Source organism: Caulobacter hibisci (assembly GCF_016135805.1).
Classification (GTDB): Bacteria; Pseudomonadota; Alphaproteobacteria; order Caulobacterales; family Caulobacteraceae; genus Caulobacter; species Caulobacter hibisci.
In genome coordinates this window covers 32,151-56,644 of record NZ_JADWOX010000009.1, presented here as the reverse complement: position 1 = coordinate 56,644, position 24,494 = coordinate 32,151, and the positions used below count along the sequence as shown (strand labels likewise).

General features: G+C 69.8%; 22 protein-coding genes. 11 read left to right on the top strand and 11 right to left on the bottom strand.

Annotation, left to right across the window (positions count from 1 at the left end; all coding sequences use genetic code 11):
- Nucleotides 1-174: 174 nt before the first annotated feature.
- The 4 genes from dapB to I4Q42_RS14020 all read left to right on the top strand — a co-directional run bounded on the left by dapB (nucleotide 175) and on the right by I4Q42_RS14020 (nucleotide 5,088).
- Nucleotides 175-957, top strand: a complete 783-nt coding sequence (gene dapB / locus I4Q42_RS14035; RefSeq protein ID WP_332873081.1) for a 4-hydroxy-tetrahydrodipicolinate reductase — start codon at nucleotides 175-177, stop codon at nucleotides 955-957.
- A 272-nt stretch (nucleotides 958-1,229) separates the two neighbouring features.
- Complete coding sequence (locus I4Q42_RS14030) at nucleotides 1,230-4,505, top strand: intermembrane phospholipid transport protein YdbH family protein (RefSeq protein ID WP_198576708.1); 3,276 nt, start codon at nucleotides 1,230-1,232, stop codon at nucleotides 4,503-4,505.
- Nucleotides 4,506-4,540: 35 nt separating this feature from the next.
- Nucleotides 4,541-4,720, top strand: coding sequence for a YnbE family lipoprotein (locus tag I4Q42_RS14025; protein ID WP_058349385.1), 180 nt, complete (start codon nucleotides 4,541-4,543; stop codon nucleotides 4,718-4,720).
- 14 nt (nucleotides 4,721-4,734) lie between these two features.
- A complete protein-coding gene (locus tag I4Q42_RS14020) occupies nucleotides 4,735-5,088 on the top strand; it encodes a YdbL family protein (RefSeq protein WP_198576707.1) in 354 nt (117 codons plus the stop codon).
- 179 nt (nucleotides 5,089-5,267) lie between these two features.
- Here I4Q42_RS14020 and I4Q42_RS14015 read toward each other — a convergent pair whose 3' ends face one another.
- Nucleotides 5,268-6,050, bottom strand: a complete 783-nt coding sequence (locus tag I4Q42_RS14015) for an SDR family NAD(P)-dependent oxidoreductase (protein ID WP_198576706.1) — start codon at nucleotides 6,048-6,050, stop codon at nucleotides 5,268-5,270.
- 55 nt (nucleotides 6,051-6,105) lie between these two features.
- On the opposite strand from I4Q42_RS14015, the gene I4Q42_RS14010 reads away from it, so the two are divergent.
- Nucleotides 6,106-6,525, top strand: a complete 420-nt coding sequence (locus I4Q42_RS14010) for a YkvA family protein (RefSeq protein WP_198576705.1) — start codon at nucleotides 6,106-6,108, stop codon at nucleotides 6,523-6,525.
- Nucleotides 6,518-7,150: a lysoplasmalogenase gene (locus tag I4Q42_RS14005; RefSeq protein ID WP_198576704.1), complete on the top strand. Its 633-nt coding sequence runs from the start codon at nucleotides 6,518-6,520 to the stop codon at nucleotides 7,148-7,150. Before I4Q42_RS14010 ends, I4Q42_RS14005 begins: the two co-directional genes overlap by 8 nt.
- Nucleotides 7,151-7,253: 103 nt before the next feature.
- Here I4Q42_RS14005 and I4Q42_RS14000 read toward each other — a convergent pair whose 3' ends face one another.
- Nucleotides 7,254-8,615 carry a glutamate--cysteine ligase gene (locus I4Q42_RS14000; RefSeq protein WP_198576703.1) on the bottom strand — a complete coding sequence of 454 codons (1,362 nt, stop codon included), beginning with the start codon at nucleotides 8,613-8,615 and terminating at the stop codon, nucleotides 7,254-7,256.
- A gap of 323 nt (nucleotides 8,616-8,938) precedes the next feature.
- Nucleotides 8,939-9,655 carry a 16S rRNA (uracil(1498)-N(3))-methyltransferase gene (locus I4Q42_RS13995; protein ID WP_198576702.1) on the bottom strand — a complete coding sequence of 239 codons (717 nt, stop codon included), beginning with the start codon at nucleotides 9,653-9,655 and terminating at the stop codon, nucleotides 8,939-8,941.
- A 46-nt stretch (nucleotides 9,656-9,701) separates the two neighbouring features.
- Between I4Q42_RS13995 and ppk2 the strand changes: the two genes are divergently transcribed.
- Nucleotides 9,702-10,478 (top strand): polyphosphate kinase 2, encoded by a 777-nt coding sequence (gene ppk2 / locus I4Q42_RS13990; RefSeq protein ID WP_198576701.1) that lies wholly within the window; start codon nucleotides 9,702-9,704, stop codon nucleotides 10,476-10,478.
- A gap of 111 nt (nucleotides 10,479-10,589) precedes the next feature.
- Here the strand turns inward: ppk2 and I4Q42_RS13985 are convergent, their stop codons facing one another.
- The 4 genes from I4Q42_RS13985 to I4Q42_RS13970 all read right to left on the bottom strand — a co-directional run bounded on the left by I4Q42_RS13985 (nucleotide 10,590) and on the right by I4Q42_RS13970 (nucleotide 14,412).
- Nucleotides 10,590-11,078, bottom strand: coding sequence for a GNAT family acetyltransferase (locus tag I4Q42_RS13985; protein WP_198576700.1), 489 nt, complete (start codon nucleotides 11,076-11,078; stop codon nucleotides 10,590-10,592).
- 39 nt (nucleotides 11,079-11,117) lie between these two features.
- Nucleotides 11,118-12,152, bottom strand: a complete 1,035-nt coding sequence (locus I4Q42_RS13980; RefSeq protein ID WP_198576699.1) for an MBL fold metallo-hydrolase — start codon at nucleotides 12,150-12,152, stop codon at nucleotides 11,118-11,120.
- A 3-nt stretch (nucleotides 12,153-12,155) separates the two neighbouring features.
- Nucleotides 12,156-12,815: a peroxiredoxin gene (locus tag I4Q42_RS13975; RefSeq protein WP_198576698.1), complete on the bottom strand. Its 660-nt coding sequence runs from the start codon at nucleotides 12,813-12,815 to the stop codon at nucleotides 12,156-12,158.
- Between the two features lie 145 nt (nucleotides 12,816-12,960).
- On the bottom strand, nucleotides 12,961-14,412 hold the full coding sequence (locus tag I4Q42_RS13970; protein ID WP_232793132.1) for a S10 family peptidase: 1,452 nt from the start codon (nucleotides 14,410-14,412) through the stop codon (nucleotides 12,961-12,963).
- 412 nt (nucleotides 14,413-14,824) lie between these two features.
- Here I4Q42_RS13970 and lpdA point away from each other — a divergent pair, with 412 nt between their 5' ends.
- The 3 genes from lpdA (at nucleotide 14,825) to I4Q42_RS13955 (ending at nucleotide 17,206) form a co-directional block, all read left to right on the top strand.
- Nucleotides 14,825-16,228, top strand: a complete 1,404-nt coding sequence (lpdA, locus tag I4Q42_RS13965; RefSeq protein WP_198576696.1) for a dihydrolipoyl dehydrogenase — start codon at nucleotides 14,825-14,827, stop codon at nucleotides 16,226-16,228.
- 116 nt (nucleotides 16,229-16,344) lie between these two features.
- A complete protein-coding gene (locus tag I4Q42_RS13960; RefSeq protein WP_198576695.1) occupies nucleotides 16,345-16,848 on the top strand; it encodes an RDD family protein in 504 nt (167 codons plus the stop codon).
- 79 nt (nucleotides 16,849-16,927) lie between these two features.
- Nucleotides 16,928-17,206, top strand: a complete 279-nt coding sequence (locus tag I4Q42_RS13955; protein ID WP_198576694.1) for a hypothetical protein — start codon at nucleotides 16,928-16,930, stop codon at nucleotides 17,204-17,206.
- A gap of 172 nt (nucleotides 17,207-17,378) precedes the next feature.
- On the opposite strand, the gene I4Q42_RS13950 is transcribed toward I4Q42_RS13955, so the two are convergent.
- From I4Q42_RS13950 to I4Q42_RS13935, 4 genes are all read right to left on the bottom strand, one after another.
- Nucleotides 17,379-17,909 (bottom strand): hypothetical protein, encoded by a 531-nt coding sequence (locus I4Q42_RS13950; protein WP_198576693.1) that lies wholly within the window; start codon nucleotides 17,907-17,909, stop codon nucleotides 17,379-17,381.
- Nucleotides 17,910-18,058: 149 nt separating this feature from the next.
- A complete protein-coding gene (locus I4Q42_RS13945; RefSeq protein ID WP_198576692.1) occupies nucleotides 18,059-20,074 on the bottom strand; it encodes a methyl-accepting chemotaxis protein in 2,016 nt (671 codons plus the stop codon).
- 250 nt (nucleotides 20,075-20,324) lie between these two features.
- A complete protein-coding gene (locus tag I4Q42_RS13940; RefSeq protein WP_198576691.1) occupies nucleotides 20,325-21,242 on the bottom strand; it encodes a tyrosine recombinase XerC in 918 nt (305 codons plus the stop codon).
- Between the two features lie 136 nt (nucleotides 21,243-21,378).
- Complete coding sequence (locus tag I4Q42_RS13935; protein ID WP_198576690.1) at nucleotides 21,379-22,059, bottom strand: DUF484 family protein; 681 nt, start codon at nucleotides 22,057-22,059, stop codon at nucleotides 21,379-21,381.
- Between the two features lie 146 nt (nucleotides 22,060-22,205).
- Between I4Q42_RS13935 and I4Q42_RS13930 the strand changes: the two genes are divergently transcribed.
- Nucleotides 22,206-24,368 carry a primosomal protein N' gene (locus I4Q42_RS13930; RefSeq protein WP_198576689.1) on the top strand — a complete coding sequence of 721 codons (2,163 nt, stop codon included), beginning with the start codon at nucleotides 22,206-22,208 and terminating at the stop codon, nucleotides 24,366-24,368.
- Nucleotides 24,369-24,494 lie beyond the last annotated feature (126 nt).

Genomic DNA, 24,494 nt, shown 5'->3' with positions numbered 1-24,494 from the left:
GGGGCGGGGGCGCGACAACCGGACAATATCGAATGGTAGCGGTACAAACGCTTGTTGGGATTGGGGTTGCTGCATGTGGGACGCTGCCCTGGCGGAAGCTTGCGGGACAAAACCGTTGACCCGGAACGGGGCGTGGGCGACGAGGCGCAGGCACGTTTCGTGGAGATAAAGCCCGTGTCCTCTTCCCCCGTCAGGATCGCCGTCGCCGGAGCCCTGGGCCGCATGGGCAAGGCCGTGGCCGCCACGCTGGAAGGCCGCGCCGACGCGACGACCGTGGCCCGCTTCGACCGCCCGGGCGCGGAGGACGAGGGCCTCGTGGCGCTGGAGAGCGCTTTGGCCGGCGCGCAGGCGATCATCGACTTCACCATCCCCGAGGCTTCGGTGGCGCTGGCCGAGACCATCGCGGCCGCCGGCGGCGGGATCGCGCTGATCATCGGCTCCACGGGTTTCAACGCCGAGCAGGACGCGCGGCTGGCCAAGGCCGCCGAGAGCGTGACGATCGTCCGCTCGGGCAATTTCTCGCTGGGCGTCAACATGCTGATGGGCCTGGTGCGCCAGGCCGCCACCGCCCTGCCGGCCAGCGACTGGGACATCGAGGTCTTCGAGGCCCACCACAAGCGCAAGATCGACGCCCCCTCGGGCACCGCCCTGATGCTGGGCCAGGCCGCCGCCGAGGGGCGCGGCGTGGTGCTGTCCGAGGTCGAGGACCGCGCCCGCGACGGCGTCACCGGCGCGCGGACGGAAGGCGCCATCGGCTTCTCCGTCGTGCGCGGCGGCGGCATCATCGGCGAGCACAGCGTGATCTTCGCCGGCGAGAGCGAGAGCCTGACGATCTCGCACTCGGCCATCGACCGGGGCCTGTTCGCGCGGGGCGCGGTGGCCGCGGCGGTGTGGGCCCAGGGGAAGGCGCCGGGGATTTATGACATGCAGCAGGTGCTGGGGTTCCGGGGGATCTGATCTCCTCTCCCTTCCTCCGTATTCCCTAGTCTCCCGTCATTCCCGCCCTTGTGGCGGGAAACCCTGGTTCCGCTTGGGAAGCGCAAGCGGCGTGCTCAGCACGCCGCCCCTCCCGCCCTTGCGGCTGACAGAGGGGTTCCCGCCACAAGGGCGGGAATGACGGGAGTTAGGCGGGCGCACGCGCCGCCGACGGTGTTTCAATACCGTCGGTTTCCAGACTTTTCCGCAACGGGGGCCTCACAAACGCCACGGCATGCGGCATGGTGCGGTCGATGGCCGAGCCCCAAGCCGACCCCGATTCCGTTCCCAAGCCGCGCAAGTCGCGGCGCTGGCGCCCAGACCGGGCGGCCCTGGCCGACGCCGGGCTGGAGGCGGTGTCCTTCGCCCTGATGGCGTTCATCGCGCTGGGGTTCTCGACCTATGCCGGCCGGCGCGAGATCAGCCGCGCCCTGGCCGAGGCCTGGCTGGCCGAGCGCGGCATCGAAGGCCTGATCTCGGTCGAGAGCCTGGACGCCAGCGGCTTCGCCGGCTCGATCCGGCTGGGACCGGCCAATGATCCCTATTTCTCGGCCAAGCGGATCGAGGTGGCCTACGACCTGACCGCGCCGTGGTCGGGCGGGCCGTTCGCCATCGACACCCGCGCCGTGCGCATCACCAGCCCGCGCCTGCGCGCCCGCTATGACGGCCAAACCCTGACCTTCGGCAAGCTGCAGCCGCTGATAGACGAGGCGCTGAAGTCGCCCGGCGAGAAGAAGGAAGGCGGGCCGGCCGTGCTGGTCGAGGACGCCCGGGTGACGCTCGACACCCCCGGCGGCGTGGCCCGCCTGACCGGCGACGCCAGCCTCGACGACGGCCAACTGCTGCGGCTCGACGCAGCGGTGGCGGCCATGCGCTACGCCACCGACGCCTTGCAGGTCGACCTGCGCGGGGCGGTGCTGCGGGCCCGCAAGCGGGGCGATCGCCTCACCGTCGACGCCCGCGCCGAGGTCGAGGGGCTGGACGCCGAGCAGGTCGACCTGGAGGGCGCCGACGCCCGGCTGGAGGCCGACGTCGCCTATCCCGACCTCAAGCGGCTGGCCGCCACCGGCCCGGCCGACGTCAAGCTGTCGATCAAGGCAGAGGGATTGAGAGCCGGGGAGACCAGCCTGGCCGACGTCGAGACCCGCCTGACCCTGGCGGGTCTGGTGGCCGGCGACTTCAAGAAGGGCGGCGCGGCCGCGCGGGTGTCGGGCCAGGCCCGGGCCGGGCGGCTGGTCGCTCCGGGCGTCGAGGCCCGCAGCTTCGCCGCCGAGATCGACAGCGACGCCCTGCGGGTGGATTTCGACTCCGCCGGGGTGCGGGCCCTGGGGCCGGCGCGGCTGCGCGGCACGGCCGAGCAGGCCCTGGCCGGCGGCGCGGCGCTGAGCCGGGCGGCGGTGGACGTCAAGTCGAGCAACCTCTCCTTCTCCGCCCCCAAGGGTGGGGCGATCGGCCTGACCGGCGCGGTCAGCGTGGCGGCCGGCGTCGGCCGCGCGGCCCGCGACGGCCTGGGCCTCTCGGCCCTGGTGCTGGACGCCAAGGGCCGCTTCCGGGCGGGCGAGGGCCTGAACCTGACCCTGGCCGGTCGGGCCGGAGCCGACGGGGCGGTATCCGCCCCCGACGCCGAACGCCTGACCGCCGGCCTGCCCAATCCCGACTACGCCGTCGCCGCCCGCAAGGCGCTGGGCGACTTCGAGCTCGACGCCCCCGACCTGCGGCTGGAGATCGGCGGCGGCAAGCTTGCGGCCTTCGCCGGCAAGCCGGTAACCCTGGCCTCGGCCAGCGGCGCCAAGGCGACCCTGACGGCGGGAGGAGGCCGCCTGCTGGAAAGCGCCGGCGGCGTCTCGCGCGGTTCGGCGACCCTGGCCCTGGCCGGCGGCGGCCTGCCGGAGCTGACCCTGGCGGCCACCAACTGGCGCGCCGACGCGGCCGGTTTCTCCTCGCCGGTCGCCCTGTCGGGCACGCTGGACGTACCGCCGGCCGAGGGGATCAAGCTCGACGCCAAGGGCCAGGCCCGCGCGGCCAATGGCGCGTTCGATTTCCGCCTTTCCGGCTGCACGCCGGTCAGCGTCGCGGCCATCGAAGCGGGCGAGGCCGGCGAGCGGCCGATCCAGGACATCGCCCTGGACGTCTGCCCGGTCGCCGCGCCGCTGGTGCGGGTGGCGAACGGCCGCTGGGAGGCCCAGGCCCGCTTCGCCAACGGACGCGGCGCGATCACCGCCGCCGAGGCGAAAGCGGAGGGCGTGGCCGGAACCTTCGTCGGCGGCGGGCAGGGCTTCGACCGCGCCGAGGTGCGGCTGACGGAGGGCCGTCTGGTCGACGCCGCCTCGGCCAAGCGCTTCGAGCCGGTAAAGGCGACGGGGCGCCTGGCCCTGGCCTCCGGCGTCTGGAGCGGCGGCGTCGATGTCACCACGGCCAGCGGTTTCGCCCTGGGCCGCATCGACATCCGCCATGGCGTGGAGAGCGGCCGTGGCTCGGCGCTGATCGACGCCTCCAACATCGTCTTCTCCAAGCAGCAGGGCCTGCAGCCGGTGGCCGTCAGCCCGATGGCCGCCTTCGCCAGCGAGGCCGAGGGCAAGGCCAGCTTCAAGGGCCGCTTCGACTGGACCGACCAGGGCGTCACCAGCAGTGGCGAGGTCTCGACGCAAGGCCTCGACTTCCGCGCCAGCCCGCTGGGCTTCGTGGCCACCCTGAATGGCGACGTGAAGTTCGTCAGCCTGGCGCCCCTGACCAGCGCCCCCGACCAGAAGCTGGCGATCACCCGCATCGACTCGATCGTGCCGCTCGAGGCCATCGAGGGGGTGTTCACCCTGGGCGCCACTTCGCTGCAGGTCTCGCGAGCCCAGCTGACCGCCGCCAAGGGCAAGATCTCGATCGAGCCGCTGGACATACCGCTGGACGGCAAGGCGATCAGCGGGGTCATCGTCATCGACGGCCTGGACCTGGGCGAACTGACCGCCGGCTCGACCCTGGCCGACAAGGTTAAGCTCGACGCGGTGGTCTCCGGCCGCCTGCCGTTCCAGTTCAGCGACAAGGGCTTCAAGCTGCTGGACGGCAAGCTGAACGCCATCAAGCCCGGCCACATCTCGATCTCGCGCGAGGCCCTGACCGGCGTCGAGGCCAACCAGACCGCCAGCCAGGCCGAGAGCGACAGCCCCGGCAATCCCAACAACGCGACCGTCGCCCAGCAGCCGGTCAACGCCATCCAGGACTTCGCCTACCAGGCCATGGAGAATCTGGCCTTCGACACCCTGGAGGCCGGGGTCAATTCGACGCCGAACGGGCGCCTGTCGCTGCTGTTCCACATCAAGGGCGAGCACGATCCGAAGGTCGCCGAGAAGGCCAAGGTCGGGCTGCTGGAGCTGATCCAGGGCAAGGCCTTCCAGCGGCGGATCCCGCTGCCGGCCAAGACGCCGGTGGACCTGACCCTCGACACCTCGCTCAATTTCGACGAGCTTCTGGCCGCCTGGGGCCGTCGTTTCGCGGAAGAAACAGAAGAAACCCGCCGTTCAGCGCCGGTTCAGCCGTGACCGCGCAACGTGAACCCCGAACTGGAGACAAACCCATGCACAAGCGCGTCCTGATCGCGACCCTGCTGGCGGCGGGAGGCCTCGCGGCCTGCACCCCGACCGTCCGCGTCAAGGTCGATCCGATCAACATCTACGCCAAGCTGGACGCCGATGTGCGGGTGCGGCTGGACAAGGAAGTCCAGACGCTGATCCAGCAAAACCCGAACCTGTTCTAAGAGGAGGAACCGCCATGATCCGCAAGACGATGACGGTCCTGGCCATCGCGGCCGCCATGGGCGCGGTCGCCGCCCCGGTGCTGGCCCAGTCGGCCGCCGCCAAGGCCGCCGTGGACGCCGGCAAGGCCTCCGGCACGATCGGCGAGCAGGCCGACGGCTTCCTCGGCATCGTGTCGGGCGGCGACGCCGACCTGCGCGCCGCCGTGGCCGAGATCAACACCGGCCGCGCGGCCGTCTACAAGGACACCGCCGCCAAGACCGGCGTCACCGCCGACGCCGCCGGCCAGGCCACCGCCAAGCAGCTCTACGCCCGCCTGGCGCCGGGGCAGTACTGGAAGCCGCTCGGCGGCGGCTGGGTGAAGAAGTAACCCTGATCCTTCTCCCCTTGCGGGAGAAGGTGTCATCCGAAGGATGACGGATGAGGGGTCTCTCAGATGTGAAACGCCGCGACAGCCGATCGGCCGTCGCGGCGTTTTGCGTTGGTGCGACCCCTCACCCGACCCCCTGGCGGGGGCCACCCTCTCCCGCAAGGGGAGAGGGAACTGGGTCAGCGCGGCGCCATGCGGATGCCGCCGTCGAGGCGGACGTCTTCGCCGTTGAAGTAGCCGCAGGTGATCATGGTCAGGGCCAGCTGGGCGTATTCGGCCGGGTTCCCCAGGCGCTTGGGGAAGGGCACCGAGGCGGCGAGGGCGGCTTTGACGTTGTCGGGCGCGGCGTTCATCAGCGGGGTGTTGAAGATGCCCGGCAGGATGGTGTTGACGCGGATGCCGTCGTTCATCAGGTCGCGGGCGATCGGCAGGGTCATGCCGATGACGCCGCCCTTGGAGGCCGAATAGGCGGCCTGGCCGATCTGGCCGTCCTCGCCGGCGACGCTGGCGGTATTGACGATCGCGCCGCGCTCGCCGTCCTCCAGAGGCTCCAGGTCGAGCATGCCCTTGGCCGACTTGGCGATGCAGCGGAAGGTGCCCACCAGGTTGATCTGGATCACCCGGTCGAAGATATCGAGCGGGAAGTGCTTGGTCTCGCCGGTGGCCTTGTCGCGGCTGGCGGTCTTGGCGGCGTTGCCGACGCCGGCGCAGTTGACCAGGATCCGCTCCTGGCCGTGGGCGGCGCGGGCCTTCTCGAAGCCGGCCTCGACCTCGGCGTCGCTGGTGACGTTGACCTTGCAGTAGACGCCGCCGATCTCCTTGGCGACCTCCTCGCCGCGCGCCTCGTTCATGTCGAAGATCGCGACCTTGACGCCCTGGGCGGCCAGGGCGCGGGCGGTGGCTTCGCCAAGGCCCGAGGCGCCGCCGGTGATCACGGCGGCGATGGTGTTGTCGAGTTTCATGGACGTTTCCCCTGGGGTTGCGTTTAATTGGTCTGTTGAGGAGCGGTTTACCCCCATGAGCGCCGACGCCAAACCATCCCCCGACGTCAACGGCGTCACGCCCGACGACGTGCTGGATCCGAGGAAGGCGCTCGTTCCGGCCACCGTGCGGGTCAACGAGCAGCGGGTGACGCGCGGTTTCTGGCCGAAGATGCGCCGCGTGGCCTCGAAGATCCCGTTCGCCGCCGACGCCCTGTCGCTGTGGTGGTGCGCCCGCGATCCGGAGACGCCTACGGCGGCCAAGGGCATGATGTTCGCGGCCCTGGCCTATTTCGTCCTGCCGACCGACGCCATTCCCGACGTCCTGCCGGCCATCGGCTTCACCGACGACGCCGCCGTGATCGCGGCCCTGATCGCCATCGTCGGCAAGAACCTCAAGAGCCGCCACAAGGACGCCGCCCAGGCCTTCCTGAGCAAGCTCTCCTCGGATGACTGACGCCTGGCTGTGGGCGATCTGTGGCGCCTGCGCCCTGGCCTATGGCCTGGCGCTGGTGGAGCGGCCGCCTTCGTTCCTGCGCACCGTGGTCAAGACCGCCTCGACGGCGGCGCTCGCGGTGCTGGCCTATCTGGAAGGCGGCACGGTGCTGCTGGCCGTGGCCCTGACCCTGTGCGCGGCCGGCGACGCCTTCCTGGCCGGCGATCCCAAGCGCTGGCTGCCATTCGGCCTGGCGGCGTTCCTGGCCGGGCACCTGGTCTATGTGATCGTGTTCTGGCGCGAGCGCACGGCGCCCAGCCAGGCCTTCTTCGTCATCGCGCCGGTGGCGGCCCTGGTCGGGGCGGTGATGCTGCGGCGGCTGTGGGGATCGCTCGGGCCGTTGCGGCCGGCGGTGCTGGCCTATGTGGCGGCGATCCTGGCCATGGTGGTGTCGGCCGCCGCCCTGCCCACGGTGCGCTGGCCCGCGACGGCGGGGGGCGTGGCCTTCATGGCCTCGGACGCGATCCTGGCCTTCGACCTGTTCAAGGGCGCGAAGCTTTTCGGTTCCGAGAGGCTGACGGCGTGGGCCGTGTGGTTTCTGTATATCGGCGGCCAGGCGGGGATCGTCTGGGGGATGTTGCGCTGACCCCCTCAGTCGCTCCGCGACAGCTCCCCCAGCGGGGGAGCATTGCTAGATCCTCCCCCTCTGGGGGAGGTGGCCCGGAGGGCCGGAGGGGGTCTTCCCCGGCTCAGTAAGCCCCTTCGTCGAACAGCTTGCCGATGTCGCCGCCCCACTCGCCGTGGAACTTCTCCAGCAGGCGTTCGGCCGGCGTGATCCCGGTCTCGGCGATCTCTTCCAGCTCGCCCAGATAGATGGTCTCGTCGAGGAAGCCGCCGTTCAACTGGGCGCGGGCCTTGAGGCCCTGCTTGGCGATGGCGACGAAGTCCTTGGCGACGTCCTGCACGGTGCGGCCGGCGACCTTGGCCTTCAGGCCCAGGGTCGGCACGTCGCGGCGCAGGCCTTCGCGGTCTTCGACGGTCCAGTCCTTGGCCAGGTCCCAGGCGGCCGCGAGCGCGGCGTCGTCGTAGAACACGCCGGTCCACAGGGCCGGCAGGGCGCAGAGGCGGCTCCAGGGGCCGGCGTCGGCGCCGCGCATTTCCAGATAGGTCTTCAGGCGCACTTCCGGGAAGGCGGTGGTGGCGTGGTCGGCCCAGTCCTTGATCGTCGCCCGCTCGCCGCCGACCTCGTCGATCTTGCCGTCGATGAAGTCGCGGAAAGACCGGCCGGCCAGGTCGATATAGCGGTCGCCGCGCTTGGCGAAATACATCGGCACGTCGCGCAGGTACTTGGCGTAGCGCTCGAAGCCGAAGCCGTCCTGGAACACGAAGTCCAGCAGGCCCGTGCGGTTGGGATCGGTGTCGGTCCAGACGTTGGCGCGCGCCGACAGGAAGCCGTTCGGCTTGCCTTCCGTGAACGGAGAATTGGCGAACAGCGCCGTCGCGATCGGCTGCAGGGCCAGGCTCATGCGGAACTTGGCGACCATGTCGGCTTCGCTCTCGAAGTCGAGATTGGCCTGCACGGTGCAGGTGCGCAGCATCATGTCGAGGCCCAGGCCGCCGACCTTGGGCATGTAGTTGCGCATGATGACGTACCGGCCCTTGGGCATGATCGGCACCTCTTCGCGCTTCCACTGCGGCGAGAAGCCGACGCCCAGGAAGCCCAGGCCCAGCTCGTCGGCGACGGTCTTGACCTCGTCGAGGTGGCCGCCGGTCTCGTTGCAGATGTCGTGCATGGTCAGCAGCGGCGCGCCCGACAGCTCGAACTGGCCGCCCGGCTCCAGGCTGACATTGGCGCCGTCGCGCTCGAGGCCGATGATCACATCGCCTTCCATCACCGGTGTCCAGCCGAAGCGCTGCAGGCCGACCAGCAGGGCGTGCACGCCCTTGTCGCCCTCGTAGGGCACCGGCGTGTGGCTGCCGAGGTAGAAGCCGAACTTCTCGTGTTCGGCGCCGACGCGGAAGGCGGACTTCGGCTTGTTGCCCTTGGCGAAATAGGCGGTCAGGTCTTCGAGGGTCAGCGGGCGCTGATCCAGGCTGGCGGTGTCGGCCATCGCCGTCTCCCCTAAAATCAAACGCCACAGGAGGGGAGGGGCCCAATTCCCCCCGACCGCCACGAAACGCGTGGAGCGCAATTGGGAGCCGTCTTAGCCGACCTCAAGAGGGTCCGCTACAATTAGCGTTACCGTTCGGTCTCGGGCGATATGGAGCGTCCTTCTCCCCTTGCGGGAGAAGGTGGCGGCGAAGCCGACGGATGAGGGGTCTCTCAGATCTTTCCGCCCGCGCCCGGTCGATCCGCCGTCGAAGCGGACAGGGTTTTCGACCCCTCACCCGACCCGCTTCGCGGGCCACCCTCTCCCGCAAGGGGAGAGGGGATTTAGCGCCAATCCCCCGCCGCCGCCTGCCACAGCGTCATGGCGCTGATCGCGGCCGTGTCGGCGCGCAGGATGCGCGGGCCCAGCGACACGGGGGTCACGAACGGCAGGGACCGCAGGCGTTCGCGTTCCTCGGGGGCGAAGCCGCCTTCGGGGCCGATCAGGATGGCGGCGGGATCGCCGGTTCCGGCCAGGGCCTCGATGGCGGGTTTGGCGTCGCCGCCCTCGTCGCAGAACACCAGGCGACGGCCCGCGTCCCAGCCGTCGAGGATCTTGTCGAGCTTCTCGGGATCTACGATCGCCGGCACGTCCATCCGCCCGGTCTGCTCGGCGGCCTCCATGGCGATGGCGTCCAGGCGCCCCAGCTTCATGTAGTCGACATTGGTGCGGCGGGTGGTGGTCAGGCGCACGCGGCGCGCGCCCAGCTCGGCCGCCTTCTCGACGATGGTCTCGACGCGGCCGCGCTTGACCATGGCGACGACCAGATCGAGGTCGGGCGTCACCAGCTGGGGCCGGGTCTGCTCTTCCGCCTTCAGCAGGCACCCACGCTTGCCGGCGTCGACCAGGCTGGCGCGCCATTCGCCGTCGGTCCCGTTGAACACCAGGATCTCGTCGCCGACGGCAAGGCGCATCACCGAGACGAGATAGCGCGACTGCTCCTGGGTCGGAGCGATTCCGGCGTCCTTGGACAGCGGCTGGGGCACGAAGAGGCGGATCATGCGCTCCTTCTAGCGCAGGTTTCCTTTCTGGGGGTAGGCTCCACCTATGACCAAGTCCCGCGACTATGACGAAGAGCTGCGCGACCTGCAGATCGCGCTGATCGCCCTCCAGAGGCACGCCATCAAGGACGGCTGGAAGCTGCTGGCGATCTTCGAGGGCCGAGACGCGGCCGGCAAGGACGGCACGATCGCCCGCATCACCGAGCACCTGCATCGCCGGCAGACCACGGTCGTGGCCCTGCCCGCGCCCACCGACCGCCAGCAGAGCGAATGGTACTTCCAGCGCTATGTTGAATGGCTGCCGGCCTGCGGCGAGGCGGTGATCTTCAACCGCTCCTGGTACAACCGGGCCGGGGTCGAGAAGGTCATGGGCTTCTCCACGCCCGAGCAGCAGGCCCAGTTCCTGCGCGACGTGCCCGCCTTCGAGACCATGCTGGTCGAGAGCGGCATGCTGTTCTCGAAGTTCTGGCTGGATATCGACAAGGAAACCCAGGCCGAACGGCTGAAGGCCCGCCGCGACGATCCGCTGAAGGCCTTCAAGACCAGCTCGCTGGACGCCGTCGCCCAGGAGAAGTGGGACGACTACACCGCCGCCCGCGACGACATGCTCACCCGCACCCACAGCGAGACCGCGCCGTGGGTGTGCGTGAAGGCCGACCACAAGAAGGCCGCCCGTCTCAACGTCATCCGCTGGCTGCTGCATACGGCCGCGCCGAAAGGGGCGGCGGGCAAGAAGATCCTCAAGGGCGTGCCCGAGCCGGATCCGGAGGTGATTTTCCGCTTCGAGCCGGCGGCGTTGGGGGACGGCCGGCTGGCGCGGTAGGGGCGAAACCTCGTCCTTCGACAGGCTCAGGATGAGGTTTTCCAGCGCCGAGCCTGTCCCTTGCTCCTCACTCTGAGCTTGTCGAAGGGCGGGGACCACGCACCGGCGAAGCTACTTCGCCTTGTCCTTCCGCGCCTCCGCGTCGTCGTCGTCGCCGACCTTCTCCTCGACGGCGGCCGAGAAGCGCTGGTAGGCGCCCAGGCCCACGAGCACCAGCACCGAGGCCACCAGAAGTCCGGTCGGATAGATCAGCTTGGCGACGTCCTCGCGCGCGGTCTTGAAGACGATGACCAGGGCCTCGAGGAACAGGGCGATGACCACGGTCGACAGGAACTTGGTCAGGCTGCGGCGGGCCTCGGCCGCGCTGCGCTTTTCGCTGCCGCGGGTGACCTCTTCCTCGAACAGGTACTTGGCGACGTCGAACACGGCGATGGCGACGATGATGTAGCCCAGGGCGTCGAGCACCGCGTCCGGCCCGGCCGTCTCCGGGGCCCGCAAGCCGTCCACCGCCTCCATGAAGCCCAGCGCTATGAGGGCCAGGGCCGCCAGCATCAGCAGCAGGCTGGCGCCCGCGAACACGGTTCGGGTCAGATAGGTCATGCGGACCAAACGCCGGAGAAGCGAGGCCGTTTCGTCCGCCTAGCCGGGGAGGTCGAGCGCCAGGCCGGCCTCGCGCCAGGCGGCGACCCCGCCGTCGAGGGCGGTGACGCGCTGATAGCCCAGCTCGCGCAGGGTGGCGGCGGCCAGGGTCGAGATCTTGCCGAACTCGCAGCAGGTGACGATGCGGGCGGTCGGGTCGGGCAGGGCGGTATTGACCCGCAGCTCCAGCTGGCCGCGCGGCAGGTGCAGGGCCCCGCGGATGTGGCCGGCCTCGAAGGCCTCCTTCTCGCGCAGGTCGATGACCACCAGGTCGGCGCTGTTGGCCCCCAGCCGGTCGTCGAGTTCGGCCAGGGCCATGAACGGCACGACGGCGGCGGCCTCGGCCAGCAGCTGGGCGACGGTCTTGCCGCCGCTCATGTTTGTACGCAAGGCCTCGGTCAGGTGGGTGGGGGCGGCCAGGTCGAGGTCGCGCATCATCGCCACGAAGGCGGCGCGCTCGGTCTTCTGCAGGCGCGGATTGGTCGCGATCTCGTCGGCGATCGTCGAGTGGGAACGGCCCTTGTAGTCGTGGGCGGGGTAGACCAGCGTCTCGCCCGGCAGCTTCAAGAGCTTGTCGAACAGGCTGTCGAACAGGGCGTGCGGGTCGCCGGTCGGCAGGTCGGTGCGGCCCGTGCCGCCGATCAGCAGGGTGTCGCCGGTGAACGCCCGGTCGCCCAGCACCAGGCACATGGAATCGCGGGTGTGGCCGGGGGTGTGCAGGGCCTTCAGCTTCAGGTCGCCGGCCACCAGCATGTCGCCGTCGTCGAGCCGCAGCTCGGCGTGCGGCGCGGGGCTGAGCCTGTGCATCACCACCGGCGCGCCCATCGCCTTGCTCAGCGACCGGCCGGCCGAGAAGTGGTCGGCGTGGGTGTGGGTGTCGACGATGTAGCGCAGCGACAGGCCGTTCTGCAGCAGGAAGCCGCGATAATGGTCGCTCAGACTCAGTTCGGGATCGATCAGCACCGCCGCGCGGGTCCGCTCGCACCCGACCAGGTACGAGCGGCAACCTCCAGCGCTGAAGGTCTCGAACAGCATGTCCTATTTCGGCTGGGGCACGATGCGGAGATAGGGGCGCGGGGCTTCCCAGCCGTCCGGATAGAGCGTCTTGGCCTCGTCGTCCGACACCGAGCCGGCGATGATCACCTTGTCGCCGTCCTGCCAGTTCACCGGCGTGGCCACGCGGTGCCTGGCGGTCAGCTGCATGGAGTCGAGCACCCGCAGGATCTCGTCGAAGTTTCGGCCGGTGGTCATCGGATAGCTGATCATCAGCTTGATGCGCTTGTCGGGGCCGATGATGAACACGGTGCGGACCGTGGCGTTGTCGGCGGCGGTGCGGCCGTCCGAGCCGCCTTCGATCTCTTCCGGCAGCATGTTGTAGAGCTTGGAGACCACCAGGTCGGTGTCGCCGATCATCGGGTAGTTCGGGGCGGTCCCTTGCGTCTCGGCGATGTCCTGGGCCCAGCGGGCGTGGTTGGTCACCGGATCCACCGACAGGCCGATGACCTTGGTGTTGCGCTTGTCGAACTCGGGCTTCAGCTTGGCCATGTAGCCGAGCTCGGTCGTGCAGACCGGGGTGAAGTCCTTGGGATGCGAGAACAGGATCGCCCAGCTGTCGCCGATCCAGTCGTGGAAAGCGATCGTCCCCTCGGTGGTCTCGGCCGTGAAGTTCGGCGCCAGGCCGTTTATGCGAAGCGACATCCGCTTTTCCCCGATCAGGTCCATGCCCTGGACATGCGGCGCGGAGTCTATCCCGGGTGGCTCGGGCGGGATATGCAATTCCCGCATGAAAAAACGGCCGCCCCTTTCGGAGCGGCCGCCCTGTCGTCTCGCGGCGGTGGACGCCTCAGTTGGCGCCGTACAGCTTCTTCACATCCGCGCGGAAGGCCGCCCCGCTGTCGGGGCGGCTGTAGAACATGTGGCCGCCGGCATAGTTGGACAGGGTTACCCGGCCGTTCGCCGTGGCCGGCATGGCGTCGACCACCAGGCGCGAGGCGAAGAACGGGCACGACAGGTCGTTGTAGCCGTGGACGATCAGCACCTTCAGCTTCGGATCCACCGAGACCGATTTGCGGAGGTCGGTGACCGACTCGGTGTCGGGGCCGCGGCCGCGATCCCAGGCCTGGTTGACGTCGCCCGACAGCGCCTCGTAGCGGCTTTCGACCTTCCAGCCGACGGTGCGGGTGGTGAAGTCGACGATGGCGCTGGTGGTCGGGGCGATGATCGAGTCGAGGATCGGGTCGTTGATCTCCTGCTCGGGCGAATAGGGGAAGGGATCCAGCGAGGTGACGTTGCTGTCGTAGCGGCTGCCCAGGCGCCCGGTCTGGCGGAACACCTCGCGCAGGAACGACTGGGTCTCCAGCCGCCCGCCGGCCCGGCGCACATAGGTGGGATCAAGGCCGGTCATGGCCGAGACCTTGGTGGTCAGTCGGTCCAGCGCGGCCGGGTCCGAGCCCTTCATCAGGTCGACCATGTATTCGCCGCGGGTGTAGTCCTCGACGTCCTTGATAGCGGCCGGGGTCAGCTTGCCGTCGCGCTCCAGCTTGGCGGCGGCGATCGACGGCAGGGTCCACATGGCCGGCAGGGGAGAGATCTCCTGCGCCGTGCGGCCGGCGCTCGACAGCAGCGGCGAGACCAGGACCAGGCCGTTGATCCCGACGCCGTAGTCGGTCTGCAGGGTGTAGGTCAGGCGCGGGCCGCGGAAGCCGCCGTAGCTTTCACCGACGATGTACTTGGGCGAGGGCAGGCGCTCGTTCTTGACCAGCCAGTCGAAGACCACCCGCGACAGGTAGTCGATGTCCTGCTTGACGCCGTAGAAGCGCTTCTTGGTCTCTTCGGGCGTGGTCAGGCTGCGCGAGAAGCCGGTGCCGACGGCGTCGATGAAGACGAGATCGGTGAAGTCCATCCAGCTGGCCGGATTGTCCTGCAGCCGCGTGGGGGCCGACGGGCTGTCGCCCTCGGCGCCGAACTGCACGCGCTTGGGACCCAGGGCGAAGTTCAGATAGACCGAGGCCGCGCCGGGGCCGCCGTTGAAGGCGAAGGTCACCGGACGGTTTGGATCGCGCGGGCCGTCCAGGGTATAGGCGGTGAACACCACCTCGGCGATCTTCTTGCCCTTCTCGTCGCGCACCGGCAGCGAGCCGACTGTAGCGGTGTAGGCGACGGTCTTGCCGGCCAGCACGGTGGTCTGCTTGACCGACTTGTCGGCCGGGAAGGCGGGCAGCTCGACGGCCGGGGTCTTGTCGGCCGGCTTGGCCTCGTCGGCCAGCACCGATCCCGGCAAGGCTCCAGCGGCCATCATTCCGATCGCGAGGGCCGCCCCCGCGGTCCACGACTTCCAAGTGCTGAGCAATGTCGCCTCTGTGTTCCGGAGCCTGGAGCGGACCGGGTTTCGCCAGGCGCGCTCGGGTGAGGCCGAAATGGCTAGAGCAAGGCCAAGCTGTCGGCAAGGACGCCGCCGAAAAGTGGGCTCGCGGCAAGATCGTGCCCGGCGAGGCGAGGGCGCGTGATCGTCCCACGCGCGAGCAGGACTTGGGCAGGCGAGCCGGATTTCCCTTATCCGATCACGACTAAGCACGAAAAACGGGTTCCGTTTTGTCCCCCGTCGCACTAGGAGTAGCCCCGCCCCGGCGAGGCCTGCCAAAGCGCCTTGCGAGCCCTATATTTTGTCCGGCGCCGCTACCGGCGCGTTGCTGCAAGGCGAAGATCCCATGGCCCAATACGACGTCGTCATCATCGGGGGCGGCCCCGGCGGCTACAACGCGGCGACCCGCGCCGGTCAGCTGGGCCTGAAGACGGCCATCGTCGAAGGTCGCGGCAAGCTCGGCGGCACCTGCCTGAACGTCGGCTGCATGCCCTCGAAGGCCCTGCTGCACGCCTCGGAATATTATGACGCCGCGGCCGGCGGCGAGTTCGCCAAGCTCGGCATCGACGTCAAGCCGACCCTGAACCTGACCCAGATGATGGCCCAGAAGGCCGACAGCGTCGAAGCCCTGACCAAGGGCGTCGAGTTCATCATGAAGAAGAACAAGGTCGAGTACGTGAAGGGCTGGGGCCGCATCGACGGACCCGGAAAGGTCGTGGTCAAGGCCGAGGACGGTTCGGAGAAGGTCCTGGAGACCAAGAACATCGTCATCGCCACCGGCTCGGAGCCCACCCCGCTGCCGGGCGTGACCGTCGACAACGCCGGCCGCATCGTCGACTCGACCGGCGCCCTGTCGCTGCCGGCCGTGCCGAAAAGCCTGATCGTGGTCGGCGCCGGCGTCATTGGCCTGGAGCTGGGTTCGGTGTGGCGTCGCCTCGGTGCGGAAGTCACCGTCGTCGAGTATCTCGACCGCATCGTCCCGGGCACCGACACCGAAGTGGCCACCGCCTTCCAGAAGATTCTCACCAAGCAGGGCTTCAAGTTCAAGCTCGGCGCCAAGGTCACCGGCGCCAGCGACAAGGGCAAGCAGGCCGAGCTGACCCTCGAGCCGGTCGCCGGCGGCCCCGCCGAGACCCTGCAGGCCGATTACGTGCTGGTGGCCATCGGCCGTCGCCCGTTCACCCAAGGCCTGGGCCTGGAGACGGTCGGCATCACCCCGGACAAGCGCGGCGTCATCGCCAACGATCACTACAAGACCGGCGTCGACGGCGTCTGGGTCATCGGCGACGTGACCTCGGGTCCGATGCTGGCCCACAAGGCCGAGGACGAGGCCGTGGCCTGTATCGAGCTGATCGCGGGCAAGGCCGGCCACGTGAACTACGACATCATCCCGGGCGTCATCTACACCAAGCCGGAAGTCGCCACGGTCGGTAAGACCGAGGACGAGCTGAAGGCCGCGGGCGTCGCCTACAAGGTTGGCAAGTTCCCGTTCCTGGCCAACAGCCGCGCCAAGATCAACCACGAGACCGACGGTTTCGTGAAGGTGCTGGCCGACGCCAAGACCGACCGCATCCTCGGCGCCCACGCCGTGGGTCCCAACGTCGGCGACATGATCGCCGAGATCTGCGTGGCCATGGAGTTTGGCGGTTCGTCGGAAGACGTCGCCCGCACCTGCCATCCGCACCCGACCCGCTCGGAAGCCTTCCGCCAGGCGGCGATGGGCGTCGAAGGCTGGACGATGCAGGCCTAGGTCAAAATGCCTGGAGCGCGCCGGGTCTGTAACACCGTGACCCCGGCGCGCTCCAAGCTTGACGCTATGGCTTAGCTGGCCCCTCATCCTGACCTTGCGGTTGAGGGGCGCTTTGCATGATCTACGAAAACAGGCTGCCGACGACGGTGGTCGAGGCGGTCCGGCGGCAGGACGCCGGGTCTATTCTCGTCAGGCGATGGGGCGCGTGCTGGATCGACATGGTCCTGCTCGGCATTTTCCTCGTCGTGCCGGTGCTGGTCCTCGACCGCTTCCACCTGAGCACGGCGGGCGGCGTCATCAGCCTGATCCTGATCGTGGGCTACTTCCCTCTTACCGAGGGCCTTTGGGGCCGCAGCCTGGGCAAGCTGGCCCTGGGCCTGGTGGTCGTCAACGCCAAGGCCGGCAAGCCGGGCCTGCTGCGCGCGTCGGGCCGCACCCTGACCCGGGTGATCGAGGTCAATCCGATGCTGCTGGGCGGCATTCCGGCCGGGATCATCGTGGCGATCAGCAAGAAGCGCCAGCGGCTGGGCGACATGCTGGCCGGCACCTATGTGATCACCAAGGACGACTGGGAGCGCGTCAAGCGCAGCGCCGCCCCTGACACCTCGGTCTTCGACTGACGCGATCCTTGCGGCGATTTCACGCGCGGCGTCGCGACACCTAAGATAGAGTGGCGAGGTTCTTCGAAGGAGCCTCGCCATGCTTTTGTCCGCGATGCTGTTGGCCGCCGCCGTGCAGGCCGCGCCTGTGACTCCCGCCGCCGCGCCGTCGGCCAAGCCGGTGGAGGGCCGGGTGGTCTATCCCGCCCGGCGCAACTGTCCGATGGGCGAGGTGAGCTTCACCCTCGAACGCAAGGAACCGGCGGTCCAGGCCCAGCCCCTGGCCAAGGAACCGCGGGCCAAGGGCCGCTACGCCGTCATGCGCATGATCGACGGCTGCCCGGTGGACGCCCCGATGACGGTGAGCGGGGTAAAGTAGTCCCTCTCCCCTTGCGGGAGAGGGTGGCCCCCGCGAAGGCGGGGGTCGGGTGAGGGGTCGATAATCCTGTCCGCTGCGACGGCGGCGAGGCTGGGTGCGGCGTCGAAGTTTGAGAGACCCCTCATCCGTCGGCTATCGCCGACACCTTCTCCCGCAAGGGGAGAAGGAAGCATCAGCCTCCGCGCACACCCGCCAGCCGCGCCTCCAGCCGCTCCAGCAGCGCCTCACGGGCCAGGCCATAGGTGTCGGTGATCCAGCCGTCCGGGCGCGTCCGCGTCGAACCCGCCTTGCGCCAGACGATGGCGTCGGTCGAGGTGTCGCTGACGTCGACGTCCATCGTCCCGGCGCTGGACAGGACCGTCAGGAAAAACACCGGCACGGCGATCAGGACCCGCAAGGCGGGGTGCGGCTTGGGCGTGCGGCCGATCTCGAAGCGCTCGATGTCGGCCCAGGCGACCCGGCGGTCGCGGCCGAGGCGGCGGTGCGCGGTGAAGCCGTCGTCGTCCAGTTCCAGCCAGGGCGGCGGCAGGGCCAAGACCAGGGCGACGCCGACGATCAATCCGGCCACGGCCAGGGCGCCCAGGCGGATGAACCACGGCGTGGGGACCAGGGCGACCAGTCCGACCAGCAGGGCCAGGATCAGCGGGCCGATCAGGAAGCCGCGCGGCAGGCGCGGCGCCCGCAAGGTCTCGACCGCCGTCATCCGCTTCCCCCGTGTCCCTGCTCGCGCTCCGATGGATATGGGCGCTGACGGGCAAAGAAAAACCCCGCCGGTTCGCACCGGCGGGGCTGGTAGTTCAAGGGGAGGATACGCCCCCGATACGCGGGGCGGGTACGCGCACTAGATCGGGATCAGAACTCTTCCCAGTCGTCGCTGCTGGCGGCCGGGGCCGGCGACGAGGCGAAGGCGGCGAGCTTGGCCTGGGCCGAGCGGACCGGGTTGACGCCCGGGCGGCTGTCGGAGCCGGCCAGCGACACCGCCGGACGGGCGGCCGGAGCCGGACGAGCGACCGGACGCGACACCGGCGGCGGGGCATGGCGGCGGGCCGAACCGCCGCCGGAGGAGACGCGGCGGGCTTCGGCGCCGGAGACCTGGAAGCGCGAGATCATCGCCATCAGGCCAGTGGCCTCGCCCTTCAGCGAGTGGCTGGCGGCGGTCGACTGCTCGACCATGGCGGCGTTCTGCTGGACGGTCTGGTCCATCTGGTTGACGGCGGCGTTGACCTCGTTGAGGCCGGTGGCCTGCTCGGCGGCGCCGGCGGCGATCTCGCTGACCAGGGCGTCGATCTCGCTGACCTTGCCGACGATGGCCTGCAGGGCCTCGCCCGTCTGGCCGACCATCGACACGCCTTGGTTCACCTGCTGCGACGAGGTCGAGATCAGGGTCTTGATCTCCTTGGCCGCTTCGGCGGAGCGCTGGGCCAGGGCCCGCACTTCCTGGGCGACGACCGCGAAGCCCTTGCCGGCGTCGCCGGCGCGAGCGGCTTCGACGCCCGCGTTCAGGGCCAGCAGGTTGGTCTGGAAGGCGATCTCGTCGATCACGCCGATGATCTGGCTGATCTCGGTCGAGGACTTCTCGATCTGCTGCATGGCGTCGACCGCGCCCTTGACGACGACGCTGGTGCGCTCGGCGTCAGAACGGGTCGAGGTGACGACGCGCGAGGCTTCCACGGCGCCGGCCGACGAGCGGCGGACGGTGGCGGTGATCTCGTCGAGGGCGGCGGCGGTTTCTTCCAGGCTGGCGGCCTGCTGCTCGCTGCGGCGCGACAGGTCATCGGCGGCCGAGGCGATCTCGTCGCTGCCGGCGCCGATGCCGTTGGCGGCGTGGACGATGGTGCGCATCGCCTCTTCCATCTGGGCGATGGCGCCGTTGAAGTCCGATTGCAGGCGCTTGTAGTCGGCCGGGAAGTCGGCGTCGACGCGGTAGGTCAAATCGCCCTCGGCCAGGCGGTTCAGGCCGGTGGCGATGGCTTCCATGACGAAGGCCTGCTCCTTGGCGGCGGCTTCGCGGATCTGTTCGTTCTTGCGGCGCTCGCTCTCGGTCTCGGCGGCGGCGCGCTGCTGGGCGGCCTCGGCGGTGCGCAGGGCCAGGGCGTTGTCCTTGAACACCTGGACCGAGCGGGCCATGGCGCCGACTTCGTCGCGGCGCTGGGCGCCGTTGACGTCGACTTCCACCGAGCCCTGGGCCAGGACTTCCATGGTCTTGGACAGGTTGATCAGCGGGCGGGCGATCTTGTTGCGACCCAGCCAGACGGCGAAGAGCAGGGCGGCGGCGGCCGAGACCAGACCGAACACCACGGTGATCATGATGCCGGCGCTGGCGTCGGCGCGGGCCCTGTCGACGATGGACTGGGTCTCGTCGGCGTGCTTGTCGGTCCAGGTCGAGACGTCCTTGGTCAGCGCGCTGATGTCCGGGTCGATCACGGCCATGACCATGATCGCCGCCTCGTTGGCGTTCTGCAGGCCCAGGTCGGCGCCCTGGCGGCCGCTGTCATAGACCTTGGTGAAACGGGTGCGGAAGGCGGCGACGTCCTTGGTCGCGCTGGGGTCGGCCTTGGCCACGGCGTCGAGGCGGGCCTTGCCGGTCTTGAAGGCCTCGTCGATCTCGGCCGACGCCTGCTGGGCCGCCTCGGTGCCGCCCTCGTTGGCGACGGTGCGATAGGCGGCGTAGCCGATGGTGGCGACCCGGCGGTTGAAGCGGGCCATTTCCAATTCGGCCGGCGCGCGCTGCTCGACAATCCGCACGACGGCGGCTTCAAGCTTCTTCTGCTGCCACACGCCCACGCCCACGCAGGCGACGGCGACGAGCGCCAGCACGATGGCCGGCAGCATCACCTTGGTGGCGATCTTCAGATCGTCGAGTTTCATCAGGCGGTCCCGCTTTCAGCGTCCCCCGGGCGCGCAGCGCGGCCGGAGGTGTTTCATCTTTGGACGGCAGAAAGCGGCAGCCGCAGTAAAAGCGTGGTTAAGCCGGAGATATTCACAGGCTCGCGCGACTCCTTGTCGCAGGAAAAATCGCTGTAACGTCGGAAATGCGACCTGAGGGGCGCTGCTCTGGGCTGAGCAAGTCTGAACCCGCACCTTATGCGACTGCGCCGAGTTCGTGCTGAGAGAGCTTCTAAGCCCGCGGATGCGCCTTGCCGTAGGCCGCCAGCAGCCCCTCGGCGTCCACCTGGGTGTAGCGCTGGGTCGTCGACAGCGAGGCGTGGCCCAGCAGGTCCTGGATCGAGCGCAGGTCGGCGCCGGCGCCCAGCAGGTGGGTGGCGAAGCTGTGCCGCAGGGCGTGGGGCGTGGCGCGGTCCGACAGGCCCAGGCGCCCGCGCAGCAGTTGCATGGCCGCCTGCACGTGGCGGGGCGACAGCGGCCCGCCGCGTTTGGCCCTGAAGAGGGGTTCGTTCGGGGCCAGCACGAAGGGCAGGGCGGCGACATAGGCGTCCACCGCCGTCCGCACGGCGTCGAGCACCGGCACGATCCGGGTCTTGCCGCCCTTGCCGGTGATGCGCAGGGTCTCGGCCAGGGGCGCGTCGGCGCGGGTCAGGGACAGCCCTTCGGAGATCCGCAGGCCGCAGCCCCAAAGCAGGGTCAGAACCGCCTCGTCGCGGGCGGCTTCCCACTCTTCGCGATCAGGATCGACGGCGATCTCGGCCAGCAAGCCTCGCGCCTGGTCCTCAGTGACCGGACGCGGGGCTCCGACCTTGATGCGCGGCCCGCGCACCAGGCCGATGGCGGCGTTGGGCGTGGACAGGCGCGCGTCGAGGAAGCGGTGGAAGGCGCGGATCGACGACAGGCTCTGGCTGACCGAGCGCGGCGACAGTGGGTGATCCCCCGAGCGCCGGAACGCCAGATAGGCCCGCAGGTCGGCGGCCGAGACGGCGCCGAGGTCGGCCAGCGACAGGCTCCCGCCGTTATGGCGCTCGATGAAGTTCAGATAGGCCAGCACGTTGTCGCCATAGGCCCGCACCGTGCGCGGCGAGGCGCGGCGCTCGTCGGCGAGATGGGTCAGCCAGGCGGCCAGGGCGTCGCGGGCGGAGGTCACGAGACCCTCTCCCCGTGGGAGAGGTGTCCGCGAAGCGGACGGAGAGGGGAGTTGGGGCAAGACCTGTCAGCTTTTCGGAAGCTGAGAACGCCCCCCCTTCGGCCCTCTGGGCCACCTCCCCCAGAGGGGGAGGATCTTAGGGAACCGGCCAACGCTCGGCCGTGCGTTCGACGACGCGGGCCAGGAAGGCCACGAGATCGGAGCCCATGTCGGGGGTGAAGGCTTCGGGGTCCGTCGAACCGAAGGCCAGGACGGCCTGGCGCGAGGGCTCCCACAGGGCCATGCGGACGATGGCCATGCTGCGGATGGTCTCGAACTTGTCGCCGAACAGGCCCAGCGCCGGAGCGAAGAAGCCCATGCGGGCCACGCCGTGGTCGCCCATGATCATGTCGACCTGGCCGTCGACCAGGGCGTGCCAGCCGGCGGGCACCCGGGCGGGGCCTTCCAGGGCCACCGTGCCGGCGGCGAGGCTGAAGCGCAGGGCGGCCATCTCGTCGACCCGGCGGGCGAGATCGGAATGGTTGCGGGCGTCGAGCAGGTCGATGACGGCGGCGTGCACCTGGGCCTGGGCCGACATGTTGGCCTCCGCGGTGGCTTCGACGAACTTGCGCGCGTGGGCCTCGCGCTCGCGGGCGGCGGCGGCCTTGGCGATGGCGACGTGACCGAACTCGACGACATTGCCGCCGTCGAGCTTCAGGCCCAGGTCGCTGAGCAGGTCGGCGTCGTCGCGCAGCATCTCCGGTTGGTCGCGCAGGAAGTCGCGGACCAGGTCCGGATCGATCTGCGGCTGGGCCAGCGCCTGACTGAACTCGCTCATGAACACCTATCCCTGCGTTCGCCCGCACGTGGCAGGCGAGCCCGATGAAGACCTGTTTCGGTTAACGCCGGCTTGATGAGCTGAACCGGGGCCCGCGCGGCAGATGTCTCGACGCGGCGAGGTTTCTGGCGCAGAAGGCGGTTCTCATGCCGCGCATCGCCTCCGTCCTGCTGCCCATGCCGCTGCCCGAGGCCTTCGACTACGCCGAGCCGGAGGGCCTGGACCTGGCCGTCGGCGACCACGTGGCCGTGCCCCTGGGTCCGCGCACCGTGCGCGGCGTGGTGACCGCCTTGCGCGAAGGCGCGGGCGGCAACCGACCGCTGAAGCCCGTCCTGCACCGGGTGGACGATCCGCCCCTGCCGGCCAATGTCATCACCTTCGTCGAATGGGCCGCGCGCTACAGCGTCGATGTTCCCGGCTGGCCGCTGGCCATGGCCCTGCGCGGCCTGCGCCACCCGACGGCCAAGCCCGAGAAGGCCGTGGCCCTGACCGGCGTCCAGCCTGGTCGGATGACGCCCGCGCGCCTGAAGGTGCTGGCCGCCGCCGAGCATGGCCCGATGAGCGCCGCCGAGCTGGCCCGCCAGGCCGGGGTCTCGGCCGGGGTGGTCAAGGGGCTGGTGGACGAGGGGGCGCTGGAGCCGGTGCTGGTCGCCGCCGACGACTCGGTGGCGCAGCCGGACCTGACCCTGCCGCCCCAGACCCTGAACCCGAGTCAAAAGGCCGCGGCCGAGGTGATGGCCGAGATGCTGGCGGCCGGCGGTTTCCAGGCCGCGCTGCTGGACGGGGTCACCGGCTCGGGCAAGACCGAGGTCTATCTGGAGGTCGCCGCCGCCGCCCTGGCCGCCGATCCGGCCGCCCAGGTGCTGGTGCTGCTGCCCGAGATCGCCCTGACCCAGGCCGTCATGGCCCGCTTCGAGCAGCGCTTCGGCGCGGCGCCGATCGAGTGGCACTCGGGCGTCTCGCCGCCCCGCCGCCGCCGGGCCTGGGAGGCCGTGGCTGACGGCCGGGCCCGCATCGTGGTCGGAGCCCGTTCGGCGCTGTTCCTGCCGTTTACGAACCTCAAGCTGATCGTTGTCGACGAGGAGCACGACGGCTCGTTCAAGCAGGAAGAGGGCTTCATCTACCAGGCCCGGGACCTGGCCGTGGCCCGCGCCAAGATCGAGAAGGCCCTGGTGGTGCTGGCCAGCGCGACCCCGTCGCTGGAAAGCCTGTGGAACGCCCAGACCGGTCGCTATCGCTGGCTGCGGCTGGGCGCGCGCCACGGCACGGCGCAGTTGCCCGACATCGAGCTGATCGACATGCGGGCCACCCCGCCCGAGCCCGGCCGCTGGCTGTCGCCGACCCTGGTCAAGGCGGTGTCCCTGACCTTGCAGAAGGGCGAGCAGAGCCTGCTGTTCCTCAATCGCCGGGGCTATGCGCCGCTGGTGCTCTGCCGGGCCTGCGGCGAGAAGCTGAAGTCGCCCGACAGCGACAGCTGGCTGGTCGAGCACCGCTATACCGGGCGCCTCGTCTGCCACCTGACCGGCTTTTCGATGAAGAAGCCCGAGGCCTGTCCGCACTGCGGGGCCAAGGACAGCCTGGTGTCGATCGGTCCGGGCGTGGAGCGGGTGGAGGAAGAGGCGCGCTACCTGTTCCCCGACGCCCGCATCGCCGTGTTCTCGTCGGACACGGTGTTCGATCCGGCCGGGGCGCGGGCGCTGGTCGACGCCATGGCGGCCGGCGAGATCGATATCCTGGTGGCGACCCAGGCCGCCGCCAAGGGCCACAACTTCCCCAACCTCACCCTGGTTGGGGTGATCGACGCCGACCTGTCCCTGCGCGGCGGCGACCTGCGGGCCGGCGAGCGGACCTTCCAGCTGCTGGCCCAGGCGACGGGGCGCGCCGGCCGCCACGAGAAGCCGGGCCGCGCCTACCTCCAGACCTACGCCCCCGAGCACGCGGTGCTTCAGGCCCTGAAGGCCCAGGACCGCGACGCCTTCGTCGAGGCCGAGATGGCCATGCGCGAGGAAGCCGGCCTGCCGCCGTTCGGCCGCCTGGCCGCCGTGATCGCCTCCGGTCCCGACGCTGAAGCGCTGGAGGCCTATGTCCAGGCCCTGGCCGCGGCGACGCCTAATGCGGAAGGGGTGGAAGTCTACGGCCCCGCCGACGCGCCGCTGGGCCTGGTGCGCGGGCGGCGGCGCAAGCGGTTTCTGGTGCGGGCCGGGCGCAATGTCGACCTGCCGGGGTTCATGGCGGCGTGGCGGGCGCGGGCCAAGATCCCGAACTCGGTGAGGGTGACGATCGACATCGACCCGTATTCGTTTCTTTGATCCCTCTCCCCTTGCGGGAGAGGGTGGCCTCCGAAGGAGGTCGGGTGAGGGGTCTCTCAAAACTATCCGACAGGCCTTTCGACCCCTCATCCGTCGGCTTCGCCGCCACCTTCTCCCGCAAGGGGA

Coding starts and splice junctions, on each gene's coding strand:
- I4Q42_RS13955 (WP_198576694.1), top strand. CDS start 16,928: ATGCTTTTGTCCGCGATGCTGTTGGCCGCCGCCGTGCAGGCCGCGCCT.
- I4Q42_RS14030 (WP_198576708.1), top strand. CDS start 1,230: ATGGCCGAGCCCCAAGCCGACCCCGATTCCGTTCCCAAGCCGCGCAAG.
- I4Q42_RS13930 (WP_198576689.1), top strand. CDS start 22,206: ATGCCGCGCATCGCCTCCGTCCTGCTGCCCATGCCGCTGCCCGAGGCC.
- I4Q42_RS14020 (WP_198576707.1), top strand. CDS start 4,735: ATGATCCGCAAGACGATGACGGTCCTGGCCATCGCGGCCGCCATGGGC.
- I4Q42_RS13950 (WP_198576693.1), bottom strand. CDS start 17,909: ATGACGGCGGTCGAGACCTTGCGGGCGCCGCGCCTGCCGCGCGGCTTC.
- I4Q42_RS14005 (WP_198576704.1), top strand. CDS start 6,518: ATGACTGACGCCTGGCTGTGGGCGATCTGTGGCGCCTGCGCCCTGGCC.
- I4Q42_RS13970 (WP_232793132.1), bottom strand. CDS start 14,412: ATGGCCGCTGGAGCCTTGCCGGGATCGGTGCTGGCCGACGAGGCCAAG.
- I4Q42_RS14010 (WP_198576705.1), top strand. CDS start 6,106: ATGAGCGCCGACGCCAAACCATCCCCCGACGTCAACGGCGTCACGCCC.
- I4Q42_RS14025 (WP_058349385.1), top strand. CDS start 4,541: ATGCACAAGCGCGTCCTGATCGCGACCCTGCTGGCGGCGGGAGGCCTC.
- I4Q42_RS13960 (WP_198576695.1), top strand. CDS start 16,345: ATGATCTACGAAAACAGGCTGCCGACGACGGTGGTCGAGGCGGTCCGG.
- I4Q42_RS13935 (WP_198576690.1), bottom strand. CDS start 22,059: ATGAGCGAGTTCAGTCAGGCGCTGGCCCAGCCGCAGATCGATCCGGAC.
- I4Q42_RS13985 (WP_198576700.1), bottom strand. CDS start 11,078: ATGACCTATCTGACCCGAACCGTGTTCGCGGGCGCCAGCCTGCTGCTG.
- I4Q42_RS13975 (WP_198576698.1), bottom strand. CDS start 12,815: ATGTCGCTTCGCATAAACGGCCTGGCGCCGAACTTCACGGCCGAGACC.
- ppk2 (WP_198576701.1), top strand. CDS start 9,702: ATGACCAAGTCCCGCGACTATGACGAAGAGCTGCGCGACCTGCAGATC.
- I4Q42_RS13945 (WP_198576692.1), bottom strand. CDS start 20,074: ATGAAACTCGACGATCTGAAGATCGCCACCAAGGTGATGCTGCCGGCC.
- I4Q42_RS14015 (WP_198576706.1), bottom strand. CDS start 6,050: ATGAAACTCGACAACACCATCGCCGCCGTGATCACCGGCGGCGCCTCG.
- I4Q42_RS13995 (WP_198576702.1), bottom strand. CDS start 9,655: ATGATCCGCCTCTTCGTGCCCCAGCCGCTGTCCAAGGACGCCGGAATC.
- lpdA (WP_198576696.1), top strand. CDS start 14,825: ATGGCCCAATACGACGTCGTCATCATCGGGGGCGGCCCCGGCGGCTAC.
- I4Q42_RS13980 (WP_198576699.1), bottom strand. CDS start 12,152: ATGCTGTTCGAGACCTTCAGCGCTGGAGGTTGCCGCTCGTACCTGGTC.
- I4Q42_RS14000 (WP_198576703.1), bottom strand. CDS start 8,615: ATGGCCGACACCGCCAGCCTGGATCAGCGCCCGCTGACCCTCGAAGAC.